Below are 25,554 nucleotides of genomic sequence, written 5' to 3'. Positions count from 1 at the left end.
TTGACTATCTATGCCTAGCTTTTTAGCCGGCGGCATAACTCGTCGAGTTGCTCCAGGCTACGATAGGCAATTCGTACCTCGCCGCCCTTCGGCTTGTGGTTGATTGCCACTTTCAGACCGGTTACATCGGAAAGCAGTTTCTCCAATGCAACCGTATCCGCCTCCTTCTCCACGGTCGGCTTTGGGGACGGATCGACCTGGACCGCCGCCGGCTGCTGGGCCAACACCTCGGCCTGGCGCACCGACAATCCGTCTTCGACGATCCGCTTGGCCAGCGCCGCAGGATCGGGCACCGTGACCAAGGCGCGGGCGTGGCCGGCAGACAATGCCCCGTCGACCAGCAATGCACGAATATCATCTGGAAGCTTGAGAAGCCGCAGCGTGTTGGCGACGTGGCTGCGGCTCTTGCCGATCACCTGCCCAAGGTCGGCCTGGGTATAGCTGTGGTCGTCGATGAGCTGCTGGTAGCCCATCGCCTCCTCGATCGGATTGAGATCGGTACGCTGGACGTTCTCGATGATGGCCAGTTCCAGCGCCGTACGGTCGTTGACCTCACGTACGATCACCGGGATTTCGGTCAGGCCCGAGCGCTGCGCGGCGCGCCAGCGCCGTTCGCCGGCGATGATCTCATAACGGCCAGCAGCCCCAGCGGCCGGGCGCACCACGACCGGCTGGACGATGCCATGTTCTTTGATCGACTGCGCAAGGTCGGTGAGATCGGCCTCGCCAAACGCCCGGCGCGGATTGCGCGGATTGGGTTGAATGAATTCGATCGGCACCTTGCCATCGCTCGGCGCAACCGGTTGCCGCGGCACCGGCGGCTTGTCGATTTCGCCTATGAGAGCCGCGAGGCCGCGACCTAGTCGCCGCTTGGAAAGATCTTCGTTCATAGTTCTTGCCTAAACACTGCTTCTCGATCCTGGGCGGCGCTCACGCCGCTCGGAGTTTGCGTTCCTGACGAATGACTTCAGATGCCAGTTGCAGGTAGGCCTGGCTGCCGGAGCATTTGAGGTCGTAGAGGATCGCTGGCTTGCCGTAGGATGGCGCCTCCGAGACCCGCACATTGCGAGGGATGATCGTGTTGTAGACCTTGTCGCCGAGATGAGCACGAACGTCGTCGACCACCTGGTTGGCGAGATTGTTGCGCCCATCATACATGGTCATGACGATGCCCTGGATGGTGAGATCCGGGTTGATCGTCTGATGAACCTCTTCCACCGTCTCCAGCAACTGGCTCAAGCCTTCGAGAGCAAAGAACTCGCATTGCAACGGCACGAGCACGGAATCGGCCGCCGCCATCGAGTTCAACGTCAACAGGTTGAGAGATGGCGGGCAATCGATCAAGATATAGTCATAGAGACCGGCTCTCGCGGCGGACGCACGGACCGCATTGCGCAGCCGCAGCACCCGATCCGCTGTTCCGGCAATCTCCATCTCCACGCCGAGAAGATCAAGTGTGGAAGGAACGATGGAGAGGCCAGGGACGGCCGTCACCATCGCAGCTTCCTCCAGGCTTAGCGCACCGGTGATGACGTCGTAGGATGATGACGTGCGGTCGCGCTTGTCGATCCCCAGCCCGGTGCTCGCATTGCCTTGCGGATCGAGGTCGATCAGCAGCACGCGCTCGCCAATCGCTGCAAGTGCCGTCGCCAGATTGATGGCAGTCGTTGTTTTACCCACGCCGCCTTTCTGGTTGGCGATGGTGATGATGCGTGGGGTGCTGGACATTTGATCGTGCCGCGATAGCCATTTCATCAATTCGGTCGAATTCGTTTCAGTCCGCTGATCTCCAGGATCACGCTCTGCGATTCAACCGCGCTGGCATGTTCTATCAGGTCGTAACTCCACGAGTGAGAACTTTCTTCGATCTCGCGGCGATATTCACGGCCTTTGTGGAACAATCCGACCGCTCCCCCTGATAGAAACGGCTCTGCCAACCCCAAAAGCTGCGTAAGAGAGGCCAATGCGCGAGAGCTCACCGCCTGAGGTGGTTCGATTTTTGCGCATGCATCCTCAATTCGCTGGGCATGAACCGTTGCGGGCAACGCAAAGAGCCCGGTCATCGTTTGCAAGAACGACGCCTTTTTCCGGTTGCTTTCAATCAGATGAACATGAGCCCCGGGCGTTTCGCGAAGTAAGATCGCCAGAATCAGCCCAGGGAATCCTCCGCCAGACCCGAGATCGACCCAACGGGTGGTCGGCGGCGAAAGGCGCCTGAGTTGAGCGCTGTCCAACACATGTCGATCCCATAGCTCCTCCACTGTCGAGGAAGCGACAAGGTTCGTCACGCGATTCCAGCGCTGGAACTCGACCAAAAAATCTTGGAGAACAGAAAATGTTTCACGTGAAACAGGGCCAGCGATCTTGACAAGCTCGTCAAAAGTACCGTCGTTCACGCTGCAGGATTCCTCGCAAGCCGCTCATGCTCTCGGACACGAGCGACGATGATAGCCATCGCTGCCGGCGTCATCCCTTCCATCCGCTCGGCGGCAGCCACGGACGTGGGGCGGTGCCTTATCATTTTCTGCTTCAACTCGTTGGAAAGGCCAGGAAGGTCGGAATAGTCCAAATCCACTGGTAATGAGCGGTTTTCTTCCCGCCTCATCTGCTGGATGTCCGATGCCTGCCGATCAAGATAGACGGCATAGTTGGCTTCGATCTCCAGTCCTTCCGCAGCTCGCTCACTCAACCTTCCCAGCTCCGGCCAAATATCAACCAAAGCCGCTAACCCTTTATCGGGATAGGACAACAGCTCGTAAGCAGTCCTGCGCCGACCGTCCATGTTAACGTTAAGGCCATGCCTTTGGGCCTCATTGGGCGTTAACGACAGCGACTTGGCGAGTTCAACGGCGGCAGCCAACTCGCAAGACGCGCTTTCAAACGCTTTGACGCGAGCAGCAGAGGCTGCCCCGAGCTTGATCGCCAGGGGCGTCAATCGAATATCCGCATTGTCGGAACGCAACGAAAGCCTGAACTCGGCCCGAGACGTGAACATCCTGTATGGCTCGGTGACCCCCCTGCTTGTCAGGTCATCGACAAGGACACCGATGTAGGCATCGGAACGACCGATGGTGATACCGTCCATACCACCAGATAGTCGGGCCGCGTTCACACCTGCAAGCAAGCCTTGGGCTGCTGCTTCTTCATAGCCAGTGGTTCCGTTGATCTGGCCGGCTAGAAACAATCCCTCGACCTTGCGCGTCTCCAAAGTGGTCTTCAGTTCACGCGGATCGATATGGTCGTACTCGATGGCATAACCGGGCTGAAGCATCTTCGCATGCTCAAGCCCCGAGATCGTCTTCAAGATTTCGAGCTGAACGTCTTCCGGCAGAGAGGTCGAGATTCCATTCGGGTAGACGACAGGATCGTCCAAGCCTTCGGGCTCGAGAAAAATCTGGTGACCGTCACGGTCGCCGAACTTTACGATCTTATCTTCGATCGAAGGACAGTAGCGCGGGCCGACCCCCTCGATCGAGCCGGAATACATGGCGGACCGATGCAGGTTCTCCTTTATCACCGCATGAGTCTCCGGCGTCGTTCGAGTGATGCCACAGTCGATCTGGGGATTCTTGATATCACTGGTAAGCAATGAGAACGGCACAGGCTTTTCGTCGGCGACTTGCCGATCAAGCCCCGACCAGTCGATCGTAGCCGTATCCAGGCGTGGAGGCGTTCCGGTCTTCAGTCGCCTCAACTCGAAACCGGATTTCATGATGGAGTGCGATAGTTTTTCGGCGGCCTGCTCATTCATTCGACCTGCAGGAAATCGCCTTTCCCCGATATGGATAAGTCCCCGAAGAAACGTGCCGGTGGTAAGCACGACTGCCGCGCAGCGAATTTCCCTTCCAGCGACCAGACGAACGCCTTGAACACGTCCGCTCACCGCCAGAAGCTCCGCAATCTCGCCCTCAATCACCGTCAAGCCGGTTTGAGCGGCGATAAGCTCCTGCATTGCCTGCCGATACAATTTGCGATCCGCTTGAGTGCGCGGACCTCTGACAGCCGGACCCTTGCGCCTGTTGAGCAACCGGAACTGGATGCCTGCAGCGTCGGCGGCAACGCCCATCAGCCCGTCCAGCGCATCGATCTCGCGTACAAGCTGTCCTTTACCAATGCCGCCAATAGCCGGATTGCAGGACATAGTTCCAATCGCGTCGGCACGCATGGTCACGAGGGCAGTCTTCGCGCCGATGCGGGCAGAAGCTGCTGCGGCTTCGCAACCAGCATGCCCGCCGCCGACCACAACCACGTCATAGCCCATAGGAATCGTACTCATGATGGAACTGCATTAGGCGTCTGCCAAACCCTGTCAAGCATTGGAACGCTGTTTCACGTGAAACTGCCCTCACGACCATGTTTCACGTGAATCATTTGCCGATACAGAACTGTCCGAAAATCACATTCAGCAGATCTTCGACATCGACTGCTCCACCGATCCGGCCTAGCGCGTTTGACGCAAGCCGAAGCTCCTCAGAGCGCAATTCAAGCCCGGCGTCGGTGTTGTTCAACGCCGCGGTCAGATGCCTCCCGCACTGCGCCAGGAGTTCGACGTGGCGCAGCCGCCAGGGAATCAGTTCTCCCGTCCGCGGTGCAGCGGATTGTGCCTTGCCAGAAATGGTGTTGAGCAATTCCTGCAAGCCTTCACCCGAAACGCAGGAGATTGTGTGGTCATACCTTGAAGACACCGGCCGACCGTCCAGAAGGTCGGCCTTCGTTCCGATCAAAAGCTGCTGCTTCGCCACACCGCCGTCAATTGGAAGTGGTGCCGTCAAATCCTCCAGGACCAAAACCAGTCCAGCCTCGCGCGCGCGGTCAAGAGCTCTTTCGATACCCAGGCGCTCGACCAGTCCTTCCGTTGGACGAATTCCGGCGGTATCCGTCACACGAACTTTCAGGCCGTCGATATCCAGCAGAATTTCGATCAGATCCCGTGTCGTGCCCGGCTCGGGCGTGACAATAGCCGCCTCGCGCCGGGCCAATGCATTAAGAAGACTGGATTTTCCGGCATTCGGCGCTCCTAGCAGGACGACATCAAAGCCGTCCCGCAGTATCTCCGCCTTGCTGTAGCCGGATATATGCGCCTCGACTTCTTCCCGGAGCGACGCAACTTCTGCCCAGACCTGCTGTGAGACCGAACCCGGGACATCAGCCTCATCGGAAAAGTCCAGTTCGGCCTCGATAAACGCGCGTGCATGGATCAGCCTGCTTCGCCAGTCGGCATAGAGCGCAGCGTGTCCGCCGCCACTATTTTGAGCCGCAAAGCGCCTCTGTGCCTCAGTCTCGGCGGTGACGATATCGGCTGTCGCTTCCGCTGAAAGGAGATCCATTTTGCCGTTTTCAAATGCCCGGCGGGAGAACTCACCGGCTAGCGCCAGGCGGCATCCTTCGATCTTGCAGATGGCCCGCAACAATGCCTCAACGACGGCGCGACCACCATGAATATGAAATTCCGCACAATCTTCGCCCGTAAAGCTACGGGGCGCAGGAAAGAAAAGAGTCAGGCCTTCATCAAGCGGGGAGCCGTCCGCCAGCCGCAACACTCCGAAACGCGCCACCCTCGGCGCCGGAAGTGAACCAGCGAAAACAGCTATAACTTCTTGGACTCTCGGTCCACTGAGCCGGACGACAGCTATTCCGGAGGGTAGTTGCCCGCTTGAAAGCGCGACAATCGTATCCCTGGACACTCCCCTGTGCATTATCCCAAACCGTACCAGTGTGTGCCGTTCAACTGCGGTGGCCAGCCCTCACACCAAAGTGCCATCGGACGGTTCGATCATTTCGGAACCGAATCGAAAATCAAACTCATCGAATAAGCGCATCTGCTCACGACTCGTTACGGACCCGAATCGATTGCGGATAACCCGCCTAGCCTTGGCGCCGACCTACCAATCAATTGCCCAAACCTGACACGAGAGATCGATTGGACGTCCCAAACGGCGGATGCGCCAGTGCCTTATTAAGCGGCACTGGCCAATGGATCAGGTGTTCATCGAATCGAAGAAATCGGAGTTCGTCTTCGTCTGCTTCAATTTGTCGATAAGGAACTCGATCGCGTCGGTCGTTCCCATCGGCGCGAGGATACGGCGCAGAACGAATACCTTTTGCAAGTCCTGGCGCGACACCAGAAGGTCTTCCTTGCGTGTTCCCGACTTGAGGATATCCATCGCCGGGAAGATACGCTTGTCAGCGACCTTGCGATCAAGCACGATTTCCGAATTGCCCGTGCCCTTGAACTCCTCGAAGATCACTTCGTCCATGCGGCTGCCGGTATCGATGAGCGCAGTCGCAATAATGGTTAGTGACCCGCCTTCTTCGATGTTGCGTGCCGCGCCGAAGAACCGCTTCGGCCGCTGCAGGGCGTTGGCATCGACACCACCGGTCAGCACCTTGCCGGATGACGGCACGACGGTGTTGTAGGCGCGACCGAGGCGGGTGATCGAATCGAGCAGGATGACCACGTCACGGCCATGCTCGACGAGGCGCTTGGCCTTCTCGATGACCATCTCGGCCACCTGCACGTGGCGCACGGCAGGTTCGTCGAAGGTCGAGGATACAACCTCGCCCTTCACCGAGCGCTGCATGTCGGTGACTTCCTCGGGCCGCTCGTCGATCAGCAGGACGATCAGGTAGCATTCCGGATGATTGGTGGTGATCGAATGCGCTATGTTCTGCAGAAGCACCGTCTTGCCGGTGCGCGGCTGCGCCACGATCAGCGCGCGCTGGCCCTTGCCGATCGGCGCCACCAGATCGATGACGCGTGGAGAGATGTCCTTCGTGGTCGGATTCTCCACCTCCATCTTCAGCCGGGAGGTCGGATAGAGCGGCGTCAGATTGTCGAAATGGATCTTGTGCCGGATCTTCTCCGGATCATCGAAATTGATTGAGTTGACCTTGAGCAGCGCGAAATAACGCTCGCCTTCCTTGGGACTGCGGATCGGCCCTTCAACGGTATCGCCGGTCTTCAGCGAAAAGCGCCTGATCTGCGACGGCGAGATATAGATGTCGTCCGGACCGGGCAGATAGTTGGCATTGGCCGAGCGGAGGAAGCCGAAGCCGTCCTGAAGCACTTCCACCACGCCGTCCCCGATGATCTCGACATCCTGCGCCGCCAGCTTCTTCAGAATCGCGAACATCAGTTCCTGCTTGCGCATGACACTGGCATTCTCGACATCGAGCGATTCGGCGAAGGCGATCAGGTCGATCGGCTTCTTGTTCTTGAAATCCTGTAGTTTCATTTCCTGCATGAAGAGGCCTTGGCGGAGGTGGGAAAGCTATCGGCGAATGCGATGAGCGTGCATGGCGCGACCGACTGCAAAACGAAGAAGGGCTGGCGCGTAGCGGAGAGGAAGACCCTGCTTTTATCGCCAACCCAGGCAAAGAGCAAGGCGCGTTTTCTGATCGCTGGTCAGAACGGCTTCACGATGACGAGGATGACGATGACGATCATCAGGACGGTCGGGACTTCATTGATCATCCGCCAATGCTGGGCCGGCTTCTCGTTGCGGTCCTCGGCGAAGCGGCGAACCGCGCCGCCGAGATAGCCGTGCACGGCCGACAGCGCCAGCACGGCGGCGATCTTGGCGTGCAACCAGCCGCCCTGGAACGAAAAACCCTTCCAGGCAAGCCATAGCCCAAACACCCACGTTGCGATCATCGCCGGGTTGATGATCAGCCGGTAGAGCCTCCGTTCCATGACCTTGAACGTCTCCGACTGCACGGAGCCGCGTTCGGCTCCGGTATGATAGACGAAGAGCCGCGGCAGATAGAGCATGCCTGCCATCCACGAGATGACGGCGATAACATGCGCCGCCTTGATCCAGAGATAGAGGTTTTCGGGGTCGAGCATGAAGAGCAGGATCGCGGCAAGGGCGAAGACGGCCAACCCGATTGCCGCGCGTTTTGCCGCCTTGCGGCCGCTCGATGCATCGGCCCGGCTGTCGTTCATTTCAATTGCTCATCTCTCGGCCTGTCTGACATTTCATAAGCCTCTTGGAGTCCTACGCGACGGCTTGGACCTTCGCCCACAGGCTTCCTTAAATCTTAAACTTTTATAAATGAATCTCCTGATTCTATGACTCTGTTGGAATCGATGATTCCGATTTGTCCCCTCATTGGCCGCCAAAGCGACGTGGCTGCTTGTCGCACAACTGCGGTCCGGCGGAGGAAAACAATGGGGATAACTCAAAAATGATCTTTGTTTTCAGGCACTAGGCACGCAGCCGTTCTTCGAACGGTTGTGCCCCGGTGCGTTGCCATCCGACTTTCCCCAGAGTTCTGCAAACCACGGAAACCGTTTCGACAGCACCGCGAATTGTGGACAAGGTGGCATCTGATACAGTCGCCCGAAGGGCTGGTGGGAAAGCGACCTGGTTTTCCACACCTGCCCACAGGACGGGGCGCGATCCGTGAACAAACCGCAAAGCTTCTTTCATCTCCACCTGATCTCGGATGCCACCGGCGAGACGCTGCTCGCGGCCGGCCGTGCTGCGTCCGCGCAATACAAGGACGCGCGCGCCATCGAGCATATCTATCCGCTGATCCGTACCGAGAAGCAGCTCAGCAAGGTGTTCGAGGATATCGATGAAGAGCCCGGCATCGTGCTTTATACGATTGTCGACCAGCAGCTCGCGGGAATCATCGATTCGCGCTGCACCGAGATGGGGCTGCCTTGCGTCTCGGTGCTGGAGCCGGTGCTGGCCGTTTTCCAGTCCTACCTCGGAACGCCTGCCGGCCGTCGCGTCGGAGCCCAGCATGTACTCGATGCGGATTATTTCCGGCGCATCGATGCGCTGAACTTTACGATGGAGCATGACGACGGGCAGTTGCCGGACGATACCGATGCAGCCGACGTGGTGCTGATCGGCATTTCGCGGACGTCCAAGACGCCGACCAGCATCTATCTCGCCAATCGCGGCATCAAGACGGCCAACATTCCGATCGTGCTCGGCGTGCCGATACCTGACAGCCTGATCCAGGCAACGCGGCCGCTGATCGTCGGGCTGGTCGCCAGTGCCGAGCGGGTTTCCCAGGTCCGCCAGAACCGGATGCTCGGCGTTGCTGGCGGATTTGACGTCCAGTCCTATGTCGACCGCGCCACCATTTCCGAGGAACTGGCCTATGCCCGGCAGATCTGTACGCGCCACAACTGGCCGATGATCGACGTCAGCCGCCGCTCGATCGAGGAGACCGCAGCGGCGATCGTTGCCCTGCGCGGCAAGACGCGATAGGCGAGGGCCGACAGCAACAACGCCATCCCGATGACCAAGCCCTTTGTCCTCGCCTCCTCAAGCCCGTTTCGCAAAACCATGCTGGCGAATGCCGGCCTCGACTTCACTGCCATTGCCGCCGAAATTGACGAACGTGCGGTTGAGGCACCGTTGGCCGGTTCAGGAGCGACGCCGGAAGAGGTGGCGGAAATTCTGGCCGTGGCAAAGGCTACGGAGGTCAGCGAACGTCATCCCGGCGCGCTCGTATTGGGATGCGACCAGACGCTGTCGCTGGGCGACCGCCTTTTTCACAAGCCTAGGGATATGGAGGACGCCCGCCGCCATCTGCTGGCGCTTTCCGGCAAGACCCATCATCTCAACAGCGCAGCCGTGCTACTTCGTGACGGCGATGTTGTGTGGCGCACCGTTTCGGTGGCAAGACTGACCATGAGGACGCTTGACCCCGCTTACATCGGCCAGCATCTGGCGCGTGTGGGCCAGAAAGCGCTGCAGAGTGTCGGCGCCTACCAGATCGAGGGCGAAGGCATTCAACTGTTCGACAAGATCGAAGGCGATTATTTCACCATCGTGGGCTTGCCTCTGCTGCCCGTGCTGGCAGCGCTTCGCGACCTGGGCGCCATCGATGGCTGAGGCAGCACGGAAGGCGTTCGTCTGCGGGCACCCGATCGCGCATTCGCGTTCGCCAAAAATCCATGGCTATTGGCTGAAGCACTATGGTCTTGTCGGCAATTACGAGGCGATCGACGTCACGCCTGATGATTTTGGGGATTTCGCGGCATCGCTTCGGAAGGGTCGATATGTCGGCGGCAATGTCACTATTCCGCACAAGGAGGCGGCTTTCCGGGCTGTCGATCGCCGTGATGCGGCCGCCGAAGAGATCGGTGCAGTCAATACGCTATGGGTCGAGGATGGCAGGCTCTGCGGTTCGAACACGGACGCTTATGGCTTTGCGGCCAATCTGGACGACTTCGCTCCCGGCTGGGCCGCATCTTCCGGCGCGGCGGTGGTGCTGGGCGCCGGCGGCGCAGCGAGAGCGGTGCTTTGCGCGCTAAAGCAGCGCGGTTTTTCCGACATCCGTATCATCAACCGGACTCTTGCGCGCGCGCAGGCGCTAGCGGAGGAATTCGGTCCGGTCTTCTCGGCGCATGGAGTTGGCGCAGCCAACGCCCTGCTTGGCGACGCGGCGTTGCTGGTCAACACAACGTCGCTCGGTATGCATGGCGAACCGGAACTTCCGGTAGATCTCGACCGGCTGCCCGGCCATGCGCTGGTGACCGACATCGTCTATGTACCGCTGGAGACGCCGCTGCTGGCAGCCGCCCGCAAGCGTGGGCTGAAGGCGGTCGATGGTCTTGGTATGCTGCTCCACCAGGCAGTGCCCGGGTTCGAAAAATGGTTCGGCATCCGGCCGAAGGTGACGCCGGCACTGCGTGACTTGATCGTCGGCGATCTCGTGGCGAAGGCAGCGTGATTATCCTCGGCCTCACCGGGTCGATCGGCATGGGTAAGTCGACCACGGCCCAGATGTTTCGCGAAGCCGGCGTGCCGGTTCACGATTCCGACGAAGCGGTGCATCGACTTTATGCGGGGAAGGCCGCTCCGCTCGTGGAGGAAGCGTTTCCCGGCACGCTGAAGGATGGGACAATAGACCGCGCCGAACTCTCAAAACGCGTGCTGGGGAAGCCCGAAGCGTTGAAAAGACTCGAATCGATCGTCCATCCCCTGGTTCGCGCCGACGCCGATGCGTTTCTGGTGCGTCATCGCGCTGCCGGCGCGCCGCTGGTTGTCCTCGATATTCCTCTGCTGTTCGAGACCGGCGGGCGCAACCGGGTGGACAAGGTTGTGGTCGTTAGCGCCGATCCGGACATCCAGCGGCAACGCGTGCTTGCGCGGCCTGGAATGACCGAGGACAAGTTCGAGGCTATCCTGGCCAAGCAGGTTCCGGACGCCGAAAAACGGCGGCAGGCCGACTATGTCATCGACACGGGCCTTGGCATGGAAAGCGCGAGCCGCGCGGTTTCGGAGATTGTCGCCAAACTCGGTGGGAAACCCCTGGCCTGACCAACCCCGGTGCTTGCCTGTAAGATGCTCCTGCGCGAGAATCGCACCAGCTCTTTTCGAAAGACCTGACCTATGCGCGAAATCATCTTCGACACCGAAACCACCGGCCTCGATTCCCGCGAGGACCGTGTGATCGAGATCGGCGGTGTCGAACTGGACAACCGATTCCCGACAGGCCGAACGTTTCACGTCTATATCAACGCGCAGGGTCGGCCGGTCCACCCGGATGCGCTCGCGGTCCATGGCATCAGCGATGCCGAACTTGCCGACAAGCCGACCTTTCCGCAAATCGCCGAGCAGTTCTGCGCCTTCATAGAGGGCGCGCGCCTTGTCGCCCACAATGCCGGCTTCGACATGGGTTTCATCAACGCCGAGTTTGCCAGGCTCGGCCTGCCGCCGATCGGCCCGGAGCGGGTGACCGACACGCTGGCGTTGGCGCGCCGCAAGCATCCGATGGGGCCGAATTCGCTCGACGCGCTCTGCCGGCGTTACGGGATCGACAACAGCCGCCGCACCAAGCACGGCGCGCTTCTCGACTCCGAACTGCTCGCCGAGGTCTATATCGAACTCATCGGCGGCAAGCAGGCTGCGTTGGTTCTTGAGACTGTCGAAGTCACGACCGTCGAAGTTTCGGTCGAATTCGCCGAGCCGCAGCAGCGGGAACGGCCGCGTCCGCTTGCCGCAAGGCTGACTTCAGCCGAACGCGAGGCGCATGCGCGCCTCGCGGCTCAACTTGGTGAAAAAGCGATCTGGCTGGAAACCGCCAGCGCGTTGCAGCCGGCGGAAGCGCTTAGCTGACCTTGACCTTGGAAGCGGCCTGATCCTCGGCCAGCTTCTGCTGGAACATCTGCGCGAAATCGATCGGGTCGAGCATCAGCGGCGGGAAGCCGCCATTGCGTGTCGCCTCGGCTATGATCTGTCGCGCGAATGGGAACAGCAGCCGCGGACATTCGATGAACAGCAGCGGCAGCATATGCTCCTGCGGAAAACCCTCGATGCGGAACACGCCGCCATAGACCAGCTCGACATTGAACAGCACGTCCTTCTCGAAGGAAGCCTTGGCGTTCAGGGTCAGGTTGACGTCGAATTCCTTGTCCGAGAGAGGATTGGCGGCAACATTGACATTGATGTTGATGCCGGGAGCCTTCTCGCGGCCGCGCAGCGAATTCGGCGCGCCGGGGCTCTCGAAGGAGAGATCCTTCACATACTGGGCAAGCACATTGAGCGTAGCTTTGGTGGTCTGGGCGTTTCCGTTGGTCGCCGTCCCCGCCGGCGCATTCTCGTTGATGGCCATCGGCCGTAGTCCTTTCGCTTCAGCCGCGCTGCGGCCCGGTCAAAATCGCGGCTTCGCTAGCATGGCGGGCAAGGCAACACAAGTTTGCCTATTTTTCTCCGTCGATACGCCGCCAGGGCGAGTCCGCATTGGGCGTCGGCTTGTAGTCGTCTTCATCGAGATCGATAATTGGGCCGCGCGGCTTTCCGCGGCCCGCTTCAAAGCCGCCGCGGAACATGCCGAAATCGCCAACGACCTGCACCCGGTCACGCACAAAGCGCCAGCCAAGGTCACGAACCGGCGGCAGGAACAGCAGCAGCCCGACGATGTCGGTGATGAAGCCGGGGAGCATCAGCAGGATACCGGCGATCACGATCATCACGCCATGCGCCATCTGCCGGCTGGGATCGCGCCCCGCCGCGACGTCGTTCCGCAGCCGGGAAAGCGCGCCGAACCCCTGCCATTTCAGCAGGATCGCGCCGACGATGGCACTGGCAAGCACGAGGCCGATCGTAGCCAATGCGCCGATCTCGCGCCCGACGATGACGAAGCCGGCGATTTCGGCCAGCGGCAGCACGAAAAGGAGAAAAAGTGGAATCAAGCGATACACGACGTGTCCAGGCTGGTGTTTTTCCACGCAGACAATTGCTGCTGGCGCATTTCTTCTTACATAGGTATGCAGGCGTTTGATTTGAATGATCGCACCCTGCGGTCTATATGGATTGCTTGCAACCCATGCTGCTGTGCCCGGCAAGGGACCGGGAGCCGCTTCAGAGGATCGGTTGGCGGAAGAAATGGAATTTTTCGACTTCGGGACGATTTTTTTCTTGGTCGCGGCGGTCGTGATCTTCTTCCAGCTGCGCAATGTGCTCGGCCGGCGTACCGGCAATGAACGCCCGCCTTTCGATCCCTACACTGCCGGCCGTACCCGCGAAAAAGATCCGACCAAGACCGACAATGTCGTATCGCTGCCTAAAAAGCGTGTGCCCGGGGAGCCGGACGAAACTTATGCGGCGATCGACGCCGCTGCTCCCCCGCCGAGCGACCTCAACAAGGGCCTGCGCGCTATCCGCGATGCTGATCCGTCCTTTGAACCCAAGACCTTCGTCGATGGCGCCAAAATGGCCTACGAGATGATTGTCATGGCTTATGCCGATGGCGACCGCAAGACGCTGAAGAATCTCCTGTCTCGCGAAGTCTTTGACGGTTTCGTCGCCGCGATCGGCGAGCGTGAGACCCGTTCCGAAAAGATCCAGTCGTCCTTCGTCGGTATCGACAAGGCGGACATCGTGTCGGCCGAGATGAAGGGCGGTGAGGCGCATATCACGCTGCGCATCGTCAGCGAACTGATCTCCGCGACCCGCAACAAGGCCGGCGAGGTGATCGACGGCGATCCGGAGACAGTCGCCGAGGTCAAGGACGTCTGGACCTTCGCGCGCGATACGCGATCCAAGGACCCCAACTGGAAGCTGGTCGCCACCGAAGAAGAAGAGTGAGTTCTCACTCCAGGGCGCGCCGCCATGCCGCCGCTTTCCCCAGCCTTCGCGCCTGTCGACTTCGGTGATTTGCCCGGATGGGCCGAGGACGATCAAACCCTCGCCTTCGAAGCCTTCCGCCGGTCCGCCTTCCACATCCTGGCCAAACCCTATCGTACCGGCAGCCTGGGCGTGGATTTTGCCGCTTTTGCGCCCGCCTATGCGGAGGCCCGCTCGGCCGAGGGGCTGGACAGGTCGCAGGCGCGCGCCTTTTTCGAACGCCATTTTATTCCTGCCCGCGTGTCGCCGGGCGAGGGGACTGGCGGCCTGGTCACCGGCTTCTACGAGCCTGAAGTCCGGGCATCTCGTGTCCGGACCGATGATTTCACCGTGCCGCTGCTGGCGCGGCCAGCCGACCTTATCGACATCGACGACACCAACCGGCCCCAAAACTTCGATCCGTATTTGGCTTTCGGCCGGAATACGGCGGACGGCATCGTCGAGTATTTCGATCGCGGCCAGATCGAGCGTGGTGCGCTGGCCGGCAGGGGGCTGGAGATCGCCTGGCTGGCCGAAAAGGTCGACGCCTTCTTCATCCATGTACAAGGCGCGGCCCGTCTCGTCATGCCGGACGGCTCGATGCGCCGCGTCACCTATGCCGCCAAGACCGGACATCGTTTCAGCGGGCCGGGAAAGATTTTGGCCGACCTGGATGAGATCCCGCTGGCGCAGGTCACCATGCAGTCGATTCGCGCCTGGCTTGCCGCCAATCCGCGGCGCAGCGACGAGATTCTCTGGCGGAACCTATCCTACATCTTCTTCCGCGAGGCCGAGGTCGACGATCCGGCGCTTGGGCCCGTGGCGGCGGCGAAGGTGCCACTCACTGCCGGGCGATCGGTCGCCGTCGACCGGCTGCTGCACACATTCGGCACGCCGTTTTTCATCCATGCGCCCGCTTTGACGGCTTTCGACACAAAACCGTTCCGCAGGCTGATGATCGCGCAGGACACGGGTTCGGCGATCGTCGGTTCGGCGCGCGGCGATCTGTTCGCCGGGTCGGGCGATGCCGCGGGCGAGATCGCCGGCGTGGTGCGCAACGAGGCTGATTTCTTCGCGCTGCTGCCGCGTCCGCTCGTCGAGGGTGGCAGTCGGTGAGCCGGCGCACTGACAAGGCGCTCACGGACGAGGACCGGGTCCTGTGGAGCCTTGTCGCGCGCTCAGCAACGCCGCTGAAGGGCCGCAAGCACCCGGCAGCCCCGGAACAGAAGCCGCTGTCGATGGCGGAGGCGCTGTCGGAGACAGTGCCTGATCCGACGAAGTCGGCCCCGGCACCTGTGCCCGCCCGCCGAAACCCGCTGGGCCAGAGCGCGCTCGACCGCCCCACACACGACAAGATCGCAGCCGGCCGCCTGCCGATCGAAGGCCGCGTCGACCTGCACGGCCTGACCCAGGATCAGGCCTATGGCCTGCTGCTTTCCTTCCTGGGCCGTGCCTATTCGAATGGCGTGCGCTACGTCCTCGTCATCACCGGCAAGGGCTCGTCTTCCGGCGGCGACGGCGTATTACGCCGTGCCGTGCCGGGCTGGTTGGCGACCGCGCCCTTCCGACCCCTGGTCAGCAGCCACGACCATGCCGCGCGCCACCATGGCGGCGCCGGAGCGCTTTATGTCCGTTTGCGCCGAAAGGCCGGACGGTGACACCGTTTGGCGCGAAATTGCGGGCCTTGCGGGCGGAGCGCGGCATCAGCCAGAAGCAGATGGCCGCCGCGCTCGGCGTCAGCGCCGCTTATCTCTCGGCGCTGGAACATGGACGCCGTGGCGTGCCGGGCTGGCCGATGGTGCAGAAGATCATCGGCTACTTCAACGTTATCTGGGACGATGCCGAGGAGCTGGAAAAGCTTGCTTGGGAATCGCATCCACGCATTGTGGTCGATACGGCCGGTCTCAGCCCGGAAGCAACGCGGCTCGCGAACCTTCTCGCCGACAGGATCGGAAGCCTCGACAAGGCGACGATCGATTCGCTCATAGAAATCATCCGCTCTGCTGGTCCGTCCGTGTCGGAATAGGTCACGGTCGTTCGTCCTCGCCGTATTCTGGCAATTCGAGGGAATTGAAATGAGCGAACGTTCGATGACCATGACCGGCTGGGTGTTGACCGGCCTCTATGCGCTTTTCATGCTGGGCGCGTCGGTGACACCGAAGCTGGCCGGCATGGCGGTGGCCGACGAAACCATGGCGCAGCTTGGTTGGCCTGCGGGTTATGTGATGATGATCGGTGTGATCGAACTCGCTTGCGTGCTGCTTTATCTCTATCCGCGTACCAGTGTTTTCGGCGCGGTGCTGACCATGGGCTTGCTCGGTGGGGCGATGGCGACGCAGATCCGCGCCGGCAGCCCGTTGTTCAGCCACATATTGTTTTCGATCTATCTCGGCCTGTTCATGTGGGGCGGCCTTTGGTTGCGCGACCCGGCACTGCGCGCCATCTTCCCGTGGCGGCGCGGCTGATCAGAACAGCGCCTGCAATTCCGGCAGCTTGTCGTTGACCAGCCAGCCGTAATAATTGACTTCGGGCATGCGCGGCTCCTTGCCTTCGGCGGCGCGGGTCTTGTTCTCGGCGCGCAGCGCGTAGGCGCGGCCTTCGGGGTCGCCGACATTGTAGAGCGTGGCGGTGATGCCGGGGTTCTGGGAAATGTCGAAGCCGGCGATCTTGCGGTAGCTGTCGATCGACATTTTCAGCGTCGCCGCGACATAGGCGATCGTCAGGTCCGGGTCCATGATCGTCTCATAGACCTTGTTCGGATCGGACGTGTCGAGTGGCGGGAAGCCGGAGACGCGGCTGACGAGATCACTCATCTGTAAGGCGGTCAGCGGATTGAGCTGACCGATGCCAAAAGTCTGGCCGGCGTAGAAGGGCTGGAAGAACACGGCACTGAAGCGGTTGTTCGGGAAGGACTGGCTGCCGACCGTCTTGCCGCGGAACTCGCTGTTCCAGACACGCTCGCGGCAGGTCCACAGCGCATAGCTGCCGCTCTGGTCGGCGCAGACCTGGAACTGCGGCCGCTGGATGAAATCCGTCACGTCCTCGCCGTCATAGGCGAAATGCAGCTTGCTGGAGAGGTAGGAGACCGCCTTGACGTAGTAGGTCTGGAGCCGGTCGTAGGCGTCGACATTGTAGGTGTGCTCGCCGACGATGGCGCCAACGATATGCATCGGATCGATGCCGTAGGCGGCGGCCTGCTGCTTGATCTTGGCGCGCAGTTTCGCGTCGTTCTTCAGCAGGCCGTAGACCTTTCGATATTTGCGCTCAAAGGTCGTGCCACTCGATTTGGTGCGCTTGGTGGAAGCGCCCGGAATAGGCGGCTGTTCGGCCTGGCTGTTGCCGGGCGGGACGACGGTCTGGGCAGAGGCATGGCCGGGAGCAAGGACGGCGACTGCCATCATCGCCGTAAAGGCCGCAGCCAAAAATACCTTTGCTTTCATTGACCAACTCCCCGCCCGAGGTTTTAGCTGCTTACAGAATAAACCGCGACAAATCTGTGTTTTTCGACAGATCGCCGACGTGTTTCTGCACATAGGCCGCGTCGATCGTCACCTTTGTGCCGTTCTGGTCGGGCGCCGTATAGGAGATTTCATCCAGAACCCGCTCCATCACCGTCTGCAGCCGGCGCGCTCCGATGTTCTCGACGCTGGCGTTGAGATCGACAGCGATGCCGGCGAGGGAGTCGATGGCATCCTCGGTGAAGTCGAGTTCGACGCCTTCGGTCTTCATCAGCGCGATATACTGCTTGATCAGGCTGGCTTCCGTCTCGGTCAGGATGCGGACGAAGTCGTCCTTCTCCAGCGCACGAAGCTCGACTCGGATCGGCAGGCGGCCCTGCAATTCCGGCAGCAGGTCCGACGGCTTGGAGACGTGGAAGGCGCCCGAGGCGATGAACAATATGTGGTCGGTCTTGATCGGTCCGTATTTCGTCGCGACAGTCGTGCCCTCGACCAGCGGCAGCAGGTCGCGCTGCACGCCCTCGCGCGACGGTCCGCCCGAAAGGCCATCCTGGCGCGCCGCCACCTTGTCGATCTCGTCGAGGAAGACAATGCCGTCATTCTCCGCCGATTCCAGAGCGCGTCGCACCACCTCGTCCTGGTCGAGCAGCTTGTCGGACTCGTCGTTGATCAGCAGGTCGTAGGATTCCTTGACGGTGGTCTTGCGCGTCTTGGTGCGTTTGCCGCCCATCGCCTTCGACAGCATGTCGTTGATGTTCATCACGCCGATATTGGCGCCGGGCATGCCGGGGATCTCGAAGCTCGGCATACCGCCGCTGCCGGTGTCGGACACCTCGACCTCGATCTCCTTGTCATCCATCTCGCCATCGCGCAGCTTCTTGCGGAAACTATCGCGGGTTGCCGGCGAAGCCGTCTTGCCGACGAGGGCTTCCAGCACGCGTTCCTCGGCGTTGATGTGGGCGCGTGCCTTGACGTCCTCGCGCATCTTGTCGCGCGTCAGCCCGATGGCCGTCTCGACCAGGTCGCGCACGATCTGCTCGACATCGCGGCCGACATAGCCGACTTCGGTGAATTTGGTCGCCTCGACCTTGATGAAGGGCGCGCCGGCCAGCTTGGCGAGGCGGCGGGAAATCTCGGTCTTGCCGACGCCGGTTGGGCCGATCATCAGAATGTTCTTCGGCATCACCTCTTCGCGCATCTGGCCTTCCAGTTGCTGGCGCCGCCAGCGGTTGCGCAGCGCGATTGCCACAGCGCGCTTGGCGTCCTTCTGGCCGATGATGTAGCGGTCAAGTTCGGAGACGATTTCGCGGGGGGAGAAGGTGGTCATTACGGGTACTCGATTTCCTTCGATCTAATATCTTGGTGTCAGGTATGAATGGGAAAGCGCCGCGCCAAGCCATCCGGCAGGAAGCTGAGCAACGTATGGCGCAATGCATGCCAGCCGGCGCTGAGCATCAGCACCAGAGCACCGAGCGCCAGCATGGTAAGCGGAACGACGCTGTCTACCAGCCCTGCTCCGCCGGCGAGCGTGCCAAAGGCGATACCGGCATAAGTCAGCCCAGACACCAGAATGGCACGACGGTCGACCAGCACGGCGACAATGCTTAATAGGGCGAAAACGGCGAGGATGCTCCAAGCGGACGCCTCGTTCGGCCCGTTGCCGGAGTCCAGTACAAAACCGTTGATCAGTGGATGCACAATCAAGGGAGCGGCCAGCATATGTAACCAAAAGGCAATGTCGATGCGCCGGGTCTCGCGCCTCGGATCGCTTAGGTCGAAACGCATCGCCAGGGCGAAGACCGCCAAACCACAGACGAACAGGACCGCCGTAAGGCCAGTTTCCGAGAAATCTGGCGCTATCAGGATCAGGATGCCGACGACTGCAGCAACCAGGGCCGCGACACCAGCTGCGATGGTAATCGGTACGCGGAATCGCCAATAGTGTGCTACCGCTGCCAGTGCTGTCGCTAGGCCGGCACCAATCGTGGCCATCGAATACCTTTCCAGGCTCCAGGCCATCAGGTCTGGGTCAGGCCCGAAAAGGAACTCGGCAGCATAAAAGACCATGCTCGCGTAAACCAACAGCAGCACGATGCTGGGCAGCGCCATGCGCCTAACACGGGTAAAATATTCAGCCAGCAGCCAGCTCGCAGCGGCAACCAAAGTGGCGCCGCCCATGCCGAGACGCTCGATAGTGAAATAGCCCAGCGCCCCAAGAAACAGGCCGAGTCCGATGGTGACAAAGATATCGCCGAAACCGCTGATGAAGCGAAATTGCTCGTCGTCGCGAGATGCGGGGGCTGCCTGCACTGTCCGCTCGCCTTCCAGGTCGAACAGGGCTTGCGCTTGTTCGGCCGAGAGCACGCCGGTCCCGACGGCTGCGAGCAGCGTGTCTGCGGATATAGAGGATGTCTCCAACGGCGAAGGAAAGCTGCGCACTAGGTTACGTCCCTCCCGATTGCCACTGCTTGATCCCTTCCACCGGGTACAGCAGCATGATGATGTTGAGGGTAAGGTTGTCTCGGATGATGTAGCCGACGACCAGTTCGAACAGGACGGCCAGTGCTATCGTCATCCATATAGGGAGCCGGGCGGCCAACGCAAAACCGAGCACCATCCACAGCGTGTCGAACACGGAATTGATGACGCTGTCGCCGAAATAGTCGAGCGAGATCGTGGCTTCGCGGTAGCGGTTGATGATGAAGTCGGAGTTTTCGAGGATCTCCCAGCCGGCTTCGATGATCACTGCGCCGACGAGGCGCAAGCCGACATTGACGCGCGGCATCACCAGCCGGAACAGGCCGTAGAACAGGAAGCCATGGATGATGTGCGAGAAGGTATACCAGTCCGATAGATGCTGGCTGTTCTCGCTGCTCTGCACGATGCCGTGCCAGAGTTTCACCGTTCCGCATTTGCAGATGAGCGGCTGGCCCATCAGGTAGAGCGTGATGCCTTGCGCGGCGATCAGCCCGGCCGCGATCAGCAGCCCCGCCAGGAAGACGCGCCTGTGCGCCGCAATCTGCGGATCGGCCGCCGGAGCCATCGTCATTCCGACAATTCCTCGTTGTCGCGCGCCATCAAAAGCACGTCACCATAGATCGAGCTGCGCTCGTCGACCCGCGCGAAGCCGGCCTTCTCGTAGGCACGGATCGCGCGGGCGTTGGTGGGGTGCGGATCGATGACAACGCGCGGCGTGCCTTCGGCGAAGAGTTCGTCGATGAACTGGCTGAGCAGCGCCGAGCCGTGGCCGACGCCGACCAGCTCCGCCACGCCGATCGACAGGTCGAGGCCAAGCGTGCCGAACGGCTGGTCGTTGTACGGATGATCGTCCTCCAGATGCGGATCGTATGTCTGGAGATAGCCGATTGGCTTGCCGTCGAGCTCGACGATCAGCGGCTCGACCGAGACCGAGTCCATATGCTCGCGGATTCCTGCAAGCTCCTCATCTGGGTCGTCCCACCATTCCGCCACATGTGGTTCGCGCAGCCAGCGGCCGAGCAGGGGAAAATCCTTCTCGGTCACCGGCCGAAAGCCGTAGCGGGGTTTCGCCTCACGCGGCATCGAGCGTTTCGACGACAAAATTGTTGTTGGTGTAAACGCAGATGTCAGACGCGATCTGCATCGCCTTGCGGGCGATCTCTTCAGCGTCCTTGTCGGTGTCCATCAGCGCGCGGGCGGCGGCGAGCGCATAATTGCCGCCGGAGCCGATCGCCATCACGCCATGCTCCGGCTCCAGCACGTCGCCGGTACCTGTGAGCGCCAGCGACACATTCTTGTCGGCCACCAGCATCATCGCTTCAAGGCGGCGCAGATAGCGATCGGTGCGCCAGTCCTTGGCGAGCTCGACGCAAGCGCGGGTAAGCTGGTCGGGGTATTGCTCGAGCTTGGCCTCCAGCCGCTCCAGCAGGGTGAAGGCGTCGGCGGTCGCCCCGGCGAAACCGGCGATGACGCTGCCGCCCTTGCCGATGCGGCGGACCTTTTTGGCGTTGCCCTTCATGATCGTCTGGCCGAGGCTCACCTGGCCGTCACCAGCGATCACGACTTTTCCCCCCTTGCGCACCGTCACGATGGTGGTGGCGTGCATGGTCAGTTCATTCGACATCGATTGCTCCGATTGCGCGCGGTCCCAGAAGCGGCGATCCGCGCGATACGAGGGTATGAAGGGCCATATGTATGCAGGCGCAAATGGAATGCAAATTGCGGTCGAGAAGGAATGGGCGCCCGGGGACAGTTTACTTTTGTCCCCTCGCGCCAACCCATCCAAGGCTGAGCCTTTCCGGGGATAAAAGTAAACTGTCCCCTGCATGTCGTGTCAGAACCTGGCATCGCGAAGCTTTTTCTCGGCTTCGAGGATCGCTCCCCAGGACGGCCCGCGCTTCGCCCAGAAGTCGCTTGCGTACTTGATCATGAGCGCGGCCTCGCGGACCATCGGCTCGGTGATGCCGCCAAGGCAGATGCCGTCGCCGTGCTTGTCCAGCTTGAAGCTGCATCGATGCGTCTGCTTGCACTCCTTGCGCCGGCAGCGTGCCGGCGAGCCGCCCGCGGTGGCGGCCAGGCGTAGCGCATCCGCCATCGCATCGCGCATGGAAGGCGGCAGCGTGTCCCAGGTCCAGGGCAGGCGCTCGTACTTTGGACGGTCATTTTCGCTATCGTCGTGCATGGTAAATCCTTTCCTGTTCGGGACGTGTTTGATCGTTGCCACGCCCTGCTTTCGCGTCTGGCCATTGATGGAAGGTGGGAAGCGGGGCGCGAGGCCGAGCCTCTCAAAGTTAGATACGTGGCGCGAACCTTGCGCCCCGCCGGCGTGCTTGCCCGATCGCTGATACCGCCCCGGCTCAATCCGAGGCTTGTCGTCGCGGTCTGGGGCCCGGGTCTGAAGGCTCTTGCCAAGCCGCGCACCGTTACGCGGCCACCCCGGCGCCGATGCTCTCCCCTGATACCCGGTGCGCACCAGGTTTCCCGCGAGAGCGATCACGAGGATTATGAGGCAGGATCAGCCGGCGGGGATGAAATCCGGCAAAAACCCGGAAAAAACTTTTACCCCGGAGCCGGCCTGTCGGGGTAAGTGACGGAGACCGTTCACTTTTCCTGCCGGCGAAAGCCCCCGAAGCATCTCTGCCTTTTTGAAAAAATTCCATAAGTTGTCCCCCTGCGCCGTACCTGTGATATGGGCGGCTTTGATTCCCCCGGACCATGCTGTTACAAGGCTCGCGTTTTTGCCAAACACGGGACTTTCCATGGCCGCCCGCACCGCCGAAATAAGCCGTTCGACCAAGGAGACGCGTATCGCCGTGTCGATCGATGTCGATGGGACGGGCAAGGGTGAGATCGCCACCGGTGTCGGTTTCTTCGACCACATGCTGGACCAGCTCTGCCGCCATTCGCTGATCGATATGAAGGTGCGCGCCGAGGGCGACCTGCACATCGACGATCATCATACGGTCGAAGACACCGGCATCGCGCTCGGCCAGGCGCTGTCGAAGGCTCTGGGCGAGCGGCGTGGCATCATGCGTTATGCGTCGCTCGACCTCGCCATGGACGAGACTCTTACGCGCGCCGCCGTCGATGTCTCCGGCCGGCCGTATCTGGTCTGGGCCGTGCCGTTCTCGTCGCCGAAGATCGGTACTTTCGATACCGAACTGGTGCGCGAATTCTTTCATGCATTCGCCCAGAACGCCGGCATCACGCTGCATGTCACCAATCTCTACGGCGCCAACAACCACCATATTGCCGAGACCTGCTTCAAATCGGTGGCGCGCGTGTTGCGGGCGGCGCTGGAGCGCGACCCGCGCCAGCCGGACGCGGTGCCGTCCACCAAGGGCAGCCTGAAGGGGTAGAGGATGGCGCGCTTCGTCGTCATGGAACCGGAGACAGCGCTCGGGACCGACGCGGTCAGCCAGGCGCGGATCGTGCGCGACGGCTTTTCCTTGCTTGGATTTGTCTTTCCTCCGCTATGGCTGCTCTGGCACGGCCTCGTGATCGAGGCGGTGCTAACTTTCGCCGCTATGTTTGGCGTCGGGGCGATCGGCGAAGCGCTAGGCCTCGGCTTGGCGGGGTCGTTGCTGTCGCTGCTGCTTTCCTTCTATGTCGGCCTGGAGGGTTCGGCCTTGTGGCTCGCCGCGCTGCGCCGGCGCGGCTGGCGGGAGTGGGGCGTGCTCGATGCCGACAGTGTCGCGGACGCCGAGACCCGCTATGCGGCGGTCGTGCTTGGCGGCGATGAAATAGAGGACGACAAGGCCGTCCTTTCAGCCGCCGACGCACCATGGGCGGCGAGGCGGCAGCGTTTGTCCGCCGGCCCGGCGCTCGGCCTGTTCAATTATCCGGGACGAAGCTGATGCGCGTCGCCATCATCGACTACGGGTCGGGCAATTTGCGCTCGGCGACCAAGGCTTTCGAGCGTGCCGCGCGCGAGGCCGGCGTTGCCGCCGAGATCGACCTGACCGCCGATGCCGAACGGGTCCGCACCGCCGACCGTATCGTATTGCCGGGCGTCGGCGCCTATGCCGACTGCGCCGCCGGTTTGCGGGCGGTCGACGGAATGTGGGAGGCGGTAGAGGAGGTGGCGATTGCCAGGGCAAGACCGTTTCTCGGCATCTGCGTCGGCATGCAATTGATGTCCAAGCGCGGCCTGGAGAAGACGGTCACCCAAGGCTTCGGCTGGGTCGCGGGAGACGTCAAGGAGATCGAACCGGCTGACCCGTCGCTGAAGATTCCGCAGATCGGCTGGAATACGATTCACGTGAAACATTCGCATCCGCTGTTCGACGGAATCCGGACCGGCGACCACGGCCTGCACGCCTATTTCGTGCATTCCTACCATCTTGAATCTCTGCGTGAAGATGAGGTTCTGGCCGTAACCGACTATGGCGGGCCGGTGACCGCAGCCGTCGGCCGCGAAAATTTTGCCGGCACGCAGTTCCATCCGGAAAAGAGCCAGGCGCTCGGCCTGGCCCTTATCGCCAATTTTTTGAGGTGGAGACCATGAAGAAAGGCTATTGGATGGCCATGGTTTCGGTTCTCGACGAGGAGAACTATCCGCAATACATCGCCGCCAACAAGGCCGCGTTCGACAAATACGGCGCGAAGTTTCTGGTGCGCGGCGGGCAGGCGTCGAGCCCGGAAGGTTTCGCCGCCAACCGCCATGTCATCATCGAGTTCGATTCCTACGAGACGGCGCTCGCCTGCTACCACTCGCCCGAATACCAGGCGGCGCTGAAACTGCGCCGCGCCTTTTCGGCCTCGCATTTCGCCATCGTCGAAGGCGCGTGACAAAATGATCCTTTTCCCGGCCATCGACCTGAAGGGCGGCCAGTGCGTGCGCCTGAAGCTCGGTGACATGAACCAGGCCACCGTCTACAATCCCGATCCGGCGGCACAGGCTAAAGCCTTCGAGGATCAGGGATTCGAATGGCTGCACGTCGTCGACCTCGATGGCGCCTTTGCCGGCGAAAGCCGCAACGGCGCGGCGGTCGAGGCGATCCTCAAGGCGACCAGAAACCCGGTGCAACTCGGCGGTGGTATTCGCACGCACGCCCACATCGATGCCTGGCTGGCCAAGGGCCTGGCCCGCGTCATCCTCGGCACGGTCGCGGTGCGCGACCCCGCGCTGGTCAAGGAAGCCTGCCGGCTGCATCCCGGAAAAATCGCGGTCGGCATCGACGCCAAGGGCGGCAAGGTGGCGGTCGAGGGCTGGGCGGAAGCCTCGTCGCTCGGCGTCGTCGAGCTGGCGAAGAAATTCGAAGGCGCCGGCGTGGCGGCCATCATCTATACGGACATCGACCGCGACGGCGTGCTGGCCGGCATCAATTGGGATGCGACCATCGCGCTCGCGGAAGCGGTGTCCATCCCGGTGATTGCCTCGGGCGGCCTGGCCTCGCTGGCGGATATCAGGCGCATGACCATGCCCGACGCGCAGAAACTCGAAGGCGCGATTTCCGGCCGCGCGCTGTATGATGGCCGCATCGATCCGGCCGAAGCCCTGTCCCTGCTCAGGGCAGCTTAATTCGTCACGACGATTTCGG

The 25,554-nt window shown here is 61.4% G+C and carries 32 protein-coding genes; 15 read left to right on the top strand and 17 right to left on the bottom strand.

The genetic code is table 11. The features are described from left to right. Nucleotides 1-14: 14 nt before the first annotated feature. The 7 genes from ACH196_RS22175 to hemJ form a co-directional block, all read right to left on the bottom strand. Complete coding sequence (locus tag ACH196_RS22175; protein ID WP_396649106.1) at nucleotides 15-890, bottom strand: ParB/RepB/Spo0J family partition protein; 876 nt, start codon at nucleotides 888-890, stop codon at nucleotides 15-17. A 40-nt stretch (nucleotides 891-930) separates the two neighbouring features. After that, entirely contained in the window at nucleotides 931-1,728 is a 798-nt protein-coding gene (locus ACH196_RS22170) for a ParA family protein (protein WP_396649105.1), read from the bottom strand. Nucleotides 1,729-1,754: 26 nt separating this feature from the next. Next, nucleotides 1,755-2,396, bottom strand: a complete 642-nt coding sequence (gene rsmG, locus ACH196_RS22165) for a 16S rRNA (guanine(527)-N(7))-methyltransferase RsmG (RefSeq protein WP_396649104.1) — start codon at nucleotides 2,394-2,396, stop codon at nucleotides 1,755-1,757. Beyond that, nucleotides 2,393-4,261 carry a tRNA uridine-5-carboxymethylaminomethyl(34) synthesis enzyme MnmG gene (gene mnmG / locus ACH196_RS22160; protein WP_396649103.1) on the bottom strand — a complete coding sequence of 623 codons (1,869 nt, stop codon included), beginning with the start codon at nucleotides 4,259-4,261 and terminating at the stop codon, nucleotides 2,393-2,395. Before mnmG ends, rsmG begins: the two co-directional genes overlap by 4 nt. Before the next feature lie 106 nt (nucleotides 4,262-4,367). After that, nucleotides 4,368-5,696, bottom strand: a complete 1,329-nt coding sequence (gene mnmE / locus ACH196_RS22155) for a tRNA uridine-5-carboxymethylaminomethyl(34) synthesis GTPase MnmE (protein ID WP_396649102.1) — start codon at nucleotides 5,694-5,696, stop codon at nucleotides 4,368-4,370. A gap of 282 nt (nucleotides 5,697-5,978) precedes the next feature. Further along, entirely contained in the window at nucleotides 5,979-7,244 is a 1,266-nt protein-coding gene (gene rho, locus ACH196_RS22150; RefSeq protein WP_396649101.1) for a transcription termination factor Rho, read from the bottom strand. Between the two features lie 161 nt (nucleotides 7,245-7,405). Continuing rightward, nucleotides 7,406-7,945 (bottom strand): protoporphyrinogen oxidase HemJ, encoded by a 540-nt coding sequence (hemJ, locus tag ACH196_RS22145; RefSeq protein WP_396649100.1) that lies wholly within the window; start codon nucleotides 7,943-7,945, stop codon nucleotides 7,406-7,408. Nucleotides 7,946-8,405: 460 nt separating this feature from the next. On the opposite strand from hemJ, the gene ACH196_RS22140 reads away from it, so the two are divergent. The 5 genes from ACH196_RS22140 (at nucleotide 8,406) to dnaQ (ending at nucleotide 12,086) form a co-directional block, all read left to right on the top strand. Beyond that, a complete protein-coding gene (locus ACH196_RS22140) occupies nucleotides 8,406-9,227 on the top strand; it encodes a pyruvate, water dikinase regulatory protein (RefSeq protein ID WP_396649099.1) in 822 nt (273 codons plus the stop codon). 30 nt (nucleotides 9,228-9,257) lie between these two features. Then, nucleotides 9,258-9,857, top strand: a complete 600-nt coding sequence (locus ACH196_RS22135; RefSeq protein WP_396649098.1) for a Maf-like protein — start codon at nucleotides 9,258-9,260, stop codon at nucleotides 9,855-9,857. After that, nucleotides 9,850-10,698 (top strand): shikimate dehydrogenase, encoded by an 849-nt coding sequence (locus ACH196_RS22130; RefSeq protein WP_396649097.1) that lies wholly within the window; start codon nucleotides 9,850-9,852, stop codon nucleotides 10,696-10,698. Before ACH196_RS22135 ends, ACH196_RS22130 begins: the two co-directional genes overlap by 8 nt. Continuing rightward, nucleotides 10,695-11,288 (top strand): dephospho-CoA kinase, encoded by a 594-nt coding sequence (gene coaE / locus ACH196_RS22125; RefSeq protein WP_396649096.1) that lies wholly within the window; start codon nucleotides 10,695-10,697, stop codon nucleotides 11,286-11,288. The genes ACH196_RS22130 and coaE overlap by 4 nt, the downstream gene beginning before the upstream one ends. Nucleotides 11,289-11,360: 72 nt before the next feature. Continuing rightward, nucleotides 11,361-12,086, top strand: coding sequence for a DNA polymerase III subunit epsilon (dnaQ, locus tag ACH196_RS22120; protein ID WP_396649095.1), 726 nt, complete (start codon nucleotides 11,361-11,363; stop codon nucleotides 12,084-12,086). On the opposite strand, the gene secB is transcribed toward dnaQ, so the two are convergent. After that, nucleotides 12,079-12,582 carry a protein-export chaperone SecB gene (gene secB, locus ACH196_RS22115; RefSeq protein ID WP_349005036.1) on the bottom strand — a complete coding sequence of 168 codons (504 nt, stop codon included), beginning with the start codon at nucleotides 12,580-12,582 and terminating at the stop codon, nucleotides 12,079-12,081. The genes dnaQ and secB overlap by 8 nt on opposite strands. Before the next feature lie 88 nt (nucleotides 12,583-12,670). Further along, nucleotides 12,671-13,426, bottom strand: coding sequence for an FxsA family protein (locus tag ACH196_RS22110; RefSeq protein WP_396649094.1), 756 nt, complete (start codon nucleotides 13,424-13,426; stop codon nucleotides 12,671-12,673). Here ACH196_RS22110 and ACH196_RS22105 point away from each other — a divergent pair. From ACH196_RS22105 to ACH196_RS22085, 5 genes are read left to right on the top strand one after another with little or no spacing between them, the layout of a single operon-like run. Beyond that, nucleotides 13,356-14,057, top strand: a complete 702-nt coding sequence (locus ACH196_RS22105; RefSeq protein ID WP_396649093.1) for a Tim44/TimA family putative adaptor protein — start codon at nucleotides 13,356-13,358, stop codon at nucleotides 14,055-14,057. The two genes, ACH196_RS22110 and ACH196_RS22105, sit on opposite strands and share 71 nt — an antisense overlap. Before the next feature lie 24 nt (nucleotides 14,058-14,081). Beyond that, the gene (locus tag ACH196_RS22100; RefSeq protein ID WP_396649092.1) at nucleotides 14,082-15,191 is read left to right on the top strand and encodes a murein transglycosylase A; all 1,110 of its coding nucleotides are present in this window, start codon (nucleotides 14,082-14,084) and stop codon (nucleotides 15,189-15,191) included. Next, nucleotides 15,188-15,733, top strand: coding sequence for a Smr/MutS family protein (locus tag ACH196_RS22095; protein WP_396649091.1), 546 nt, complete (start codon nucleotides 15,188-15,190; stop codon nucleotides 15,731-15,733). The genes ACH196_RS22100 and ACH196_RS22095 overlap by 4 nt, the downstream gene beginning before the upstream one ends. Next, complete coding sequence (locus tag ACH196_RS22090; RefSeq protein ID WP_396649090.1) at nucleotides 15,730-16,101, top strand: helix-turn-helix domain-containing protein; 372 nt, start codon at nucleotides 15,730-15,732, stop codon at nucleotides 16,099-16,101. The genes ACH196_RS22095 and ACH196_RS22090 overlap by 4 nt, the downstream gene beginning before the upstream one ends. A 49-nt stretch (nucleotides 16,102-16,150) precedes the next feature. Beyond that, complete coding sequence (locus ACH196_RS22085; RefSeq protein ID WP_396649089.1) at nucleotides 16,151-16,540, top strand: DoxX family protein; 390 nt, start codon at nucleotides 16,151-16,153, stop codon at nucleotides 16,538-16,540. Here the strand turns inward: ACH196_RS22085 and ACH196_RS22080 are convergent, their stop codons facing one another. The 8 genes from ACH196_RS22080 to ACH196_RS22045 all read right to left on the bottom strand — a co-directional run bounded on the left by ACH196_RS22080 (nucleotide 16,541) and on the right by ACH196_RS22045 (nucleotide 22,760). After that, complete coding sequence (locus ACH196_RS22080; RefSeq protein ID WP_396649130.1) at nucleotides 16,541-17,476, bottom strand: DUF1402 family protein; 936 nt, start codon at nucleotides 17,474-17,476, stop codon at nucleotides 16,541-16,543. A gap of 70 nt (nucleotides 17,477-17,546) precedes the next feature. Next, on the bottom strand, nucleotides 17,547-18,860 hold the full coding sequence (gene hslU, locus ACH196_RS22075; protein WP_396649088.1) for an ATP-dependent protease ATPase subunit HslU: 1,314 nt from the start codon (nucleotides 18,858-18,860) through the stop codon (nucleotides 17,547-17,549). A gap of 38 nt (nucleotides 18,861-18,898) precedes the next feature. Next, entirely contained in the window at nucleotides 18,899-19,972 is a 1,074-nt protein-coding gene (locus tag ACH196_RS22070; RefSeq protein WP_396649087.1) for a hypothetical protein, read from the bottom strand. A gap of 4 nt (nucleotides 19,973-19,976) precedes the next feature. Continuing rightward, nucleotides 19,977-20,582 (bottom strand): DUF2585 domain-containing protein, encoded by a 606-nt coding sequence (locus ACH196_RS22065; protein WP_396649086.1) that lies wholly within the window; start codon nucleotides 20,580-20,582, stop codon nucleotides 19,977-19,979. Beyond that, nucleotides 20,579-21,094, bottom strand: coding sequence for a GNAT family N-acetyltransferase (locus ACH196_RS22060; protein WP_396649085.1), 516 nt, complete (start codon nucleotides 21,092-21,094; stop codon nucleotides 20,579-20,581). The genes ACH196_RS22065 and ACH196_RS22060 overlap by 4 nt, the downstream gene beginning before the upstream one ends. Then, complete coding sequence (hslV, locus tag ACH196_RS22055; protein WP_396649084.1) at nucleotides 21,084-21,635, bottom strand: ATP-dependent protease subunit HslV; 552 nt, start codon at nucleotides 21,633-21,635, stop codon at nucleotides 21,084-21,086. Before hslV ends, ACH196_RS22060 begins: the two co-directional genes overlap by 11 nt. 210 nt (nucleotides 21,636-21,845) lie before the next feature. Further along, on the bottom strand, nucleotides 21,846-22,193 hold the full coding sequence (locus ACH196_RS22050; protein WP_396649083.1) for a hypothetical protein: 348 nt from the start codon (nucleotides 22,191-22,193) through the stop codon (nucleotides 21,846-21,848). Nucleotides 22,194-22,526: 333 nt separating this feature from the next. Then, nucleotides 22,527-22,760 (bottom strand): hypothetical protein, encoded by a 234-nt coding sequence (locus tag ACH196_RS22045; RefSeq protein ID WP_396649082.1) that lies wholly within the window; start codon nucleotides 22,758-22,760, stop codon nucleotides 22,527-22,529. 10 nt (nucleotides 22,761-22,770) lie between these two features. On the opposite strand from ACH196_RS22045, the gene hisB reads away from it, so the two are divergent. From hisB to hisA, 5 genes are read left to right on the top strand one after another with little or no spacing between them, the layout of a single operon-like run. Further along, entirely contained in the window at nucleotides 22,771-23,370 is a 600-nt protein-coding gene (hisB, locus tag ACH196_RS22040; protein WP_396649081.1) for an imidazoleglycerol-phosphate dehydratase HisB, read from the top strand. A gap of 3 nt (nucleotides 23,371-23,373) precedes the next feature. Continuing rightward, nucleotides 23,374-23,868 (top strand): DUF2628 domain-containing protein, encoded by a 495-nt coding sequence (locus ACH196_RS22035; RefSeq protein ID WP_396649080.1) that lies wholly within the window; start codon nucleotides 23,374-23,376, stop codon nucleotides 23,866-23,868. After that, nucleotides 23,868-24,518, top strand: coding sequence for an imidazole glycerol phosphate synthase subunit HisH (gene hisH / locus ACH196_RS22030; RefSeq protein ID WP_396649079.1), 651 nt, complete (start codon nucleotides 23,868-23,870; stop codon nucleotides 24,516-24,518). Before ACH196_RS22035 ends, hisH begins: the two co-directional genes overlap by 1 nt. Next, nucleotides 24,515-24,802 (top strand): DUF1330 domain-containing protein, encoded by a 288-nt coding sequence (locus ACH196_RS22025; RefSeq protein ID WP_396649078.1) that lies wholly within the window; start codon nucleotides 24,515-24,517, stop codon nucleotides 24,800-24,802. The genes hisH and ACH196_RS22025 overlap by 4 nt, the downstream gene beginning before the upstream one ends. 4 nt (nucleotides 24,803-24,806) lie before the next feature. Then, on the top strand, nucleotides 24,807-25,535 hold the full coding sequence (hisA, locus tag ACH196_RS22020) for a 1-(5-phosphoribosyl)-5-[(5-phosphoribosylamino)methylideneamino]imidazole-4-carboxamide isomerase (protein WP_396649077.1): 729 nt from the start codon (nucleotides 24,807-24,809) through the stop codon (nucleotides 25,533-25,535). Nucleotides 25,536-25,554 lie beyond the last annotated feature (19 nt).

This window comes from Mesorhizobium sp. IMUNJ 23232, assembly GCF_044326205.1.
GTDB lineage: Bacteria > Pseudomonadota > Alphaproteobacteria > Rhizobiales > Rhizobiaceae > Kumtagia.
Note: the sequence above shows the minus strand (reverse complement) of the source record. Positions and strands in the feature narration are given on the sequence as shown.

Bases quoted from the DNA above. Each gene is read 5' to 3' on its own strand.
- ACH196_RS22175 (WP_396649106.1), bottom strand. From the start codon at position 890: ATGAACGAAGATCTTTCCAAGCGGCGACTAGGTCGCGGCCTCGCGGCT.
- ACH196_RS22170 (WP_396649105.1), bottom strand. From the start codon at position 1,728: ATGTCCAGCACCCCACGCATCATCACCATCGCCAACCAGAAAGGCGGC.
- mnmG (WP_396649103.1), bottom strand. From the start codon at position 4,261: ATGGGCTATGACGTGGTTGTGGTCGGCGGCGGGCATGCTGGTTGCGAA.
- mnmE (WP_396649102.1), bottom strand. From the start codon at position 5,696: ATGCACAGGGGAGTGTCCAGGGATACGATTGTCGCGCTTTCAAGCGGG.
- rho (WP_396649101.1), bottom strand. From the start codon at position 7,244: ATGCAGGAAATGAAACTACAGGATTTCAAGAACAAGAAGCCGATCGAC.
- hemJ (WP_396649100.1), bottom strand. From the start codon at position 7,945: ATGAACGACAGCCGGGCCGATGCATCGAGCGGCCGCAAGGCGGCAAAA.
- ACH196_RS22135 (WP_396649098.1), top strand. From the start codon at position 9,258: ATGACCAAGCCCTTTGTCCTCGCCTCCTCAAGCCCGTTTCGCAAAACC.
- ACH196_RS22130 (WP_396649097.1), top strand. From the start codon at position 9,850: ATGGCTGAGGCAGCACGGAAGGCGTTCGTCTGCGGGCACCCGATCGCG.
- dnaQ (WP_396649095.1), top strand. From the start codon at position 11,361: ATGCGCGAAATCATCTTCGACACCGAAACCACCGGCCTCGATTCCCGC.
- secB (WP_349005036.1), bottom strand. From the start codon at position 12,582: ATGGCCATCAACGAGAATGCGCCGGCGGGGACGGCGACCAACGGAAAC.
- ACH196_RS22105 (WP_396649093.1), top strand. From the start codon at position 13,356: ATGGAATTTTTCGACTTCGGGACGATTTTTTTCTTGGTCGCGGCGGTC.
- ACH196_RS22100 (WP_396649092.1), top strand. From the start codon at position 14,082: ATGCCGCCGCTTTCCCCAGCCTTCGCGCCTGTCGACTTCGGTGATTTG.
- ACH196_RS22085 (WP_396649089.1), top strand. From the start codon at position 16,151: ATGAGCGAACGTTCGATGACCATGACCGGCTGGGTGTTGACCGGCCTC.
- ACH196_RS22080 (WP_396649130.1), bottom strand. From the start codon at position 17,476: ATGATGGCAGTCGCCGTCCTTGCTCCCGGCCATGCCTCTGCCCAGACC.
- hslU (WP_396649088.1), bottom strand. From the start codon at position 18,860: ATGACCACCTTCTCCCCCCGCGAAATCGTCTCCGAACTTGACCGCTAC.
- ACH196_RS22065 (WP_396649086.1), bottom strand. From the start codon at position 20,582: ATGACGATGGCTCCGGCGGCCGATCCGCAGATTGCGGCGCACAGGCGC.
- ACH196_RS22060 (WP_396649085.1), bottom strand. From the start codon at position 21,094: ATGCCGCGTGAGGCGAAACCCCGCTACGGCTTTCGGCCGGTGACCGAG.
- hslV (WP_396649084.1), bottom strand. From the start codon at position 21,635: ATGTCGAATGAACTGACCATGCACGCCACCACCATCGTGACGGTGCGC.
- ACH196_RS22050 (WP_396649083.1), bottom strand. From the start codon at position 22,193: ATGCACGACGATAGCGAAAATGACCGTCCAAAGTACGAGCGCCTGCCC.
- hisB (WP_396649081.1), top strand. From the start codon at position 22,771: ATGGCCGCCCGCACCGCCGAAATAAGCCGTTCGACCAAGGAGACGCGT.
- ACH196_RS22035 (WP_396649080.1), top strand. From the start codon at position 23,374: ATGGCGCGCTTCGTCGTCATGGAACCGGAGACAGCGCTCGGGACCGAC.
- hisH (WP_396649079.1), top strand. From the start codon at position 23,868: ATGCGCGTCGCCATCATCGACTACGGGTCGGGCAATTTGCGCTCGGCG.
- ACH196_RS22025 (WP_396649078.1), top strand. From the start codon at position 24,515: ATGAAGAAAGGCTATTGGATGGCCATGGTTTCGGTTCTCGACGAGGAG.
- hisA (WP_396649077.1), top strand. From the start codon at position 24,807: ATGATCCTTTTCCCGGCCATCGACCTGAAGGGCGGCCAGTGCGTGCGC.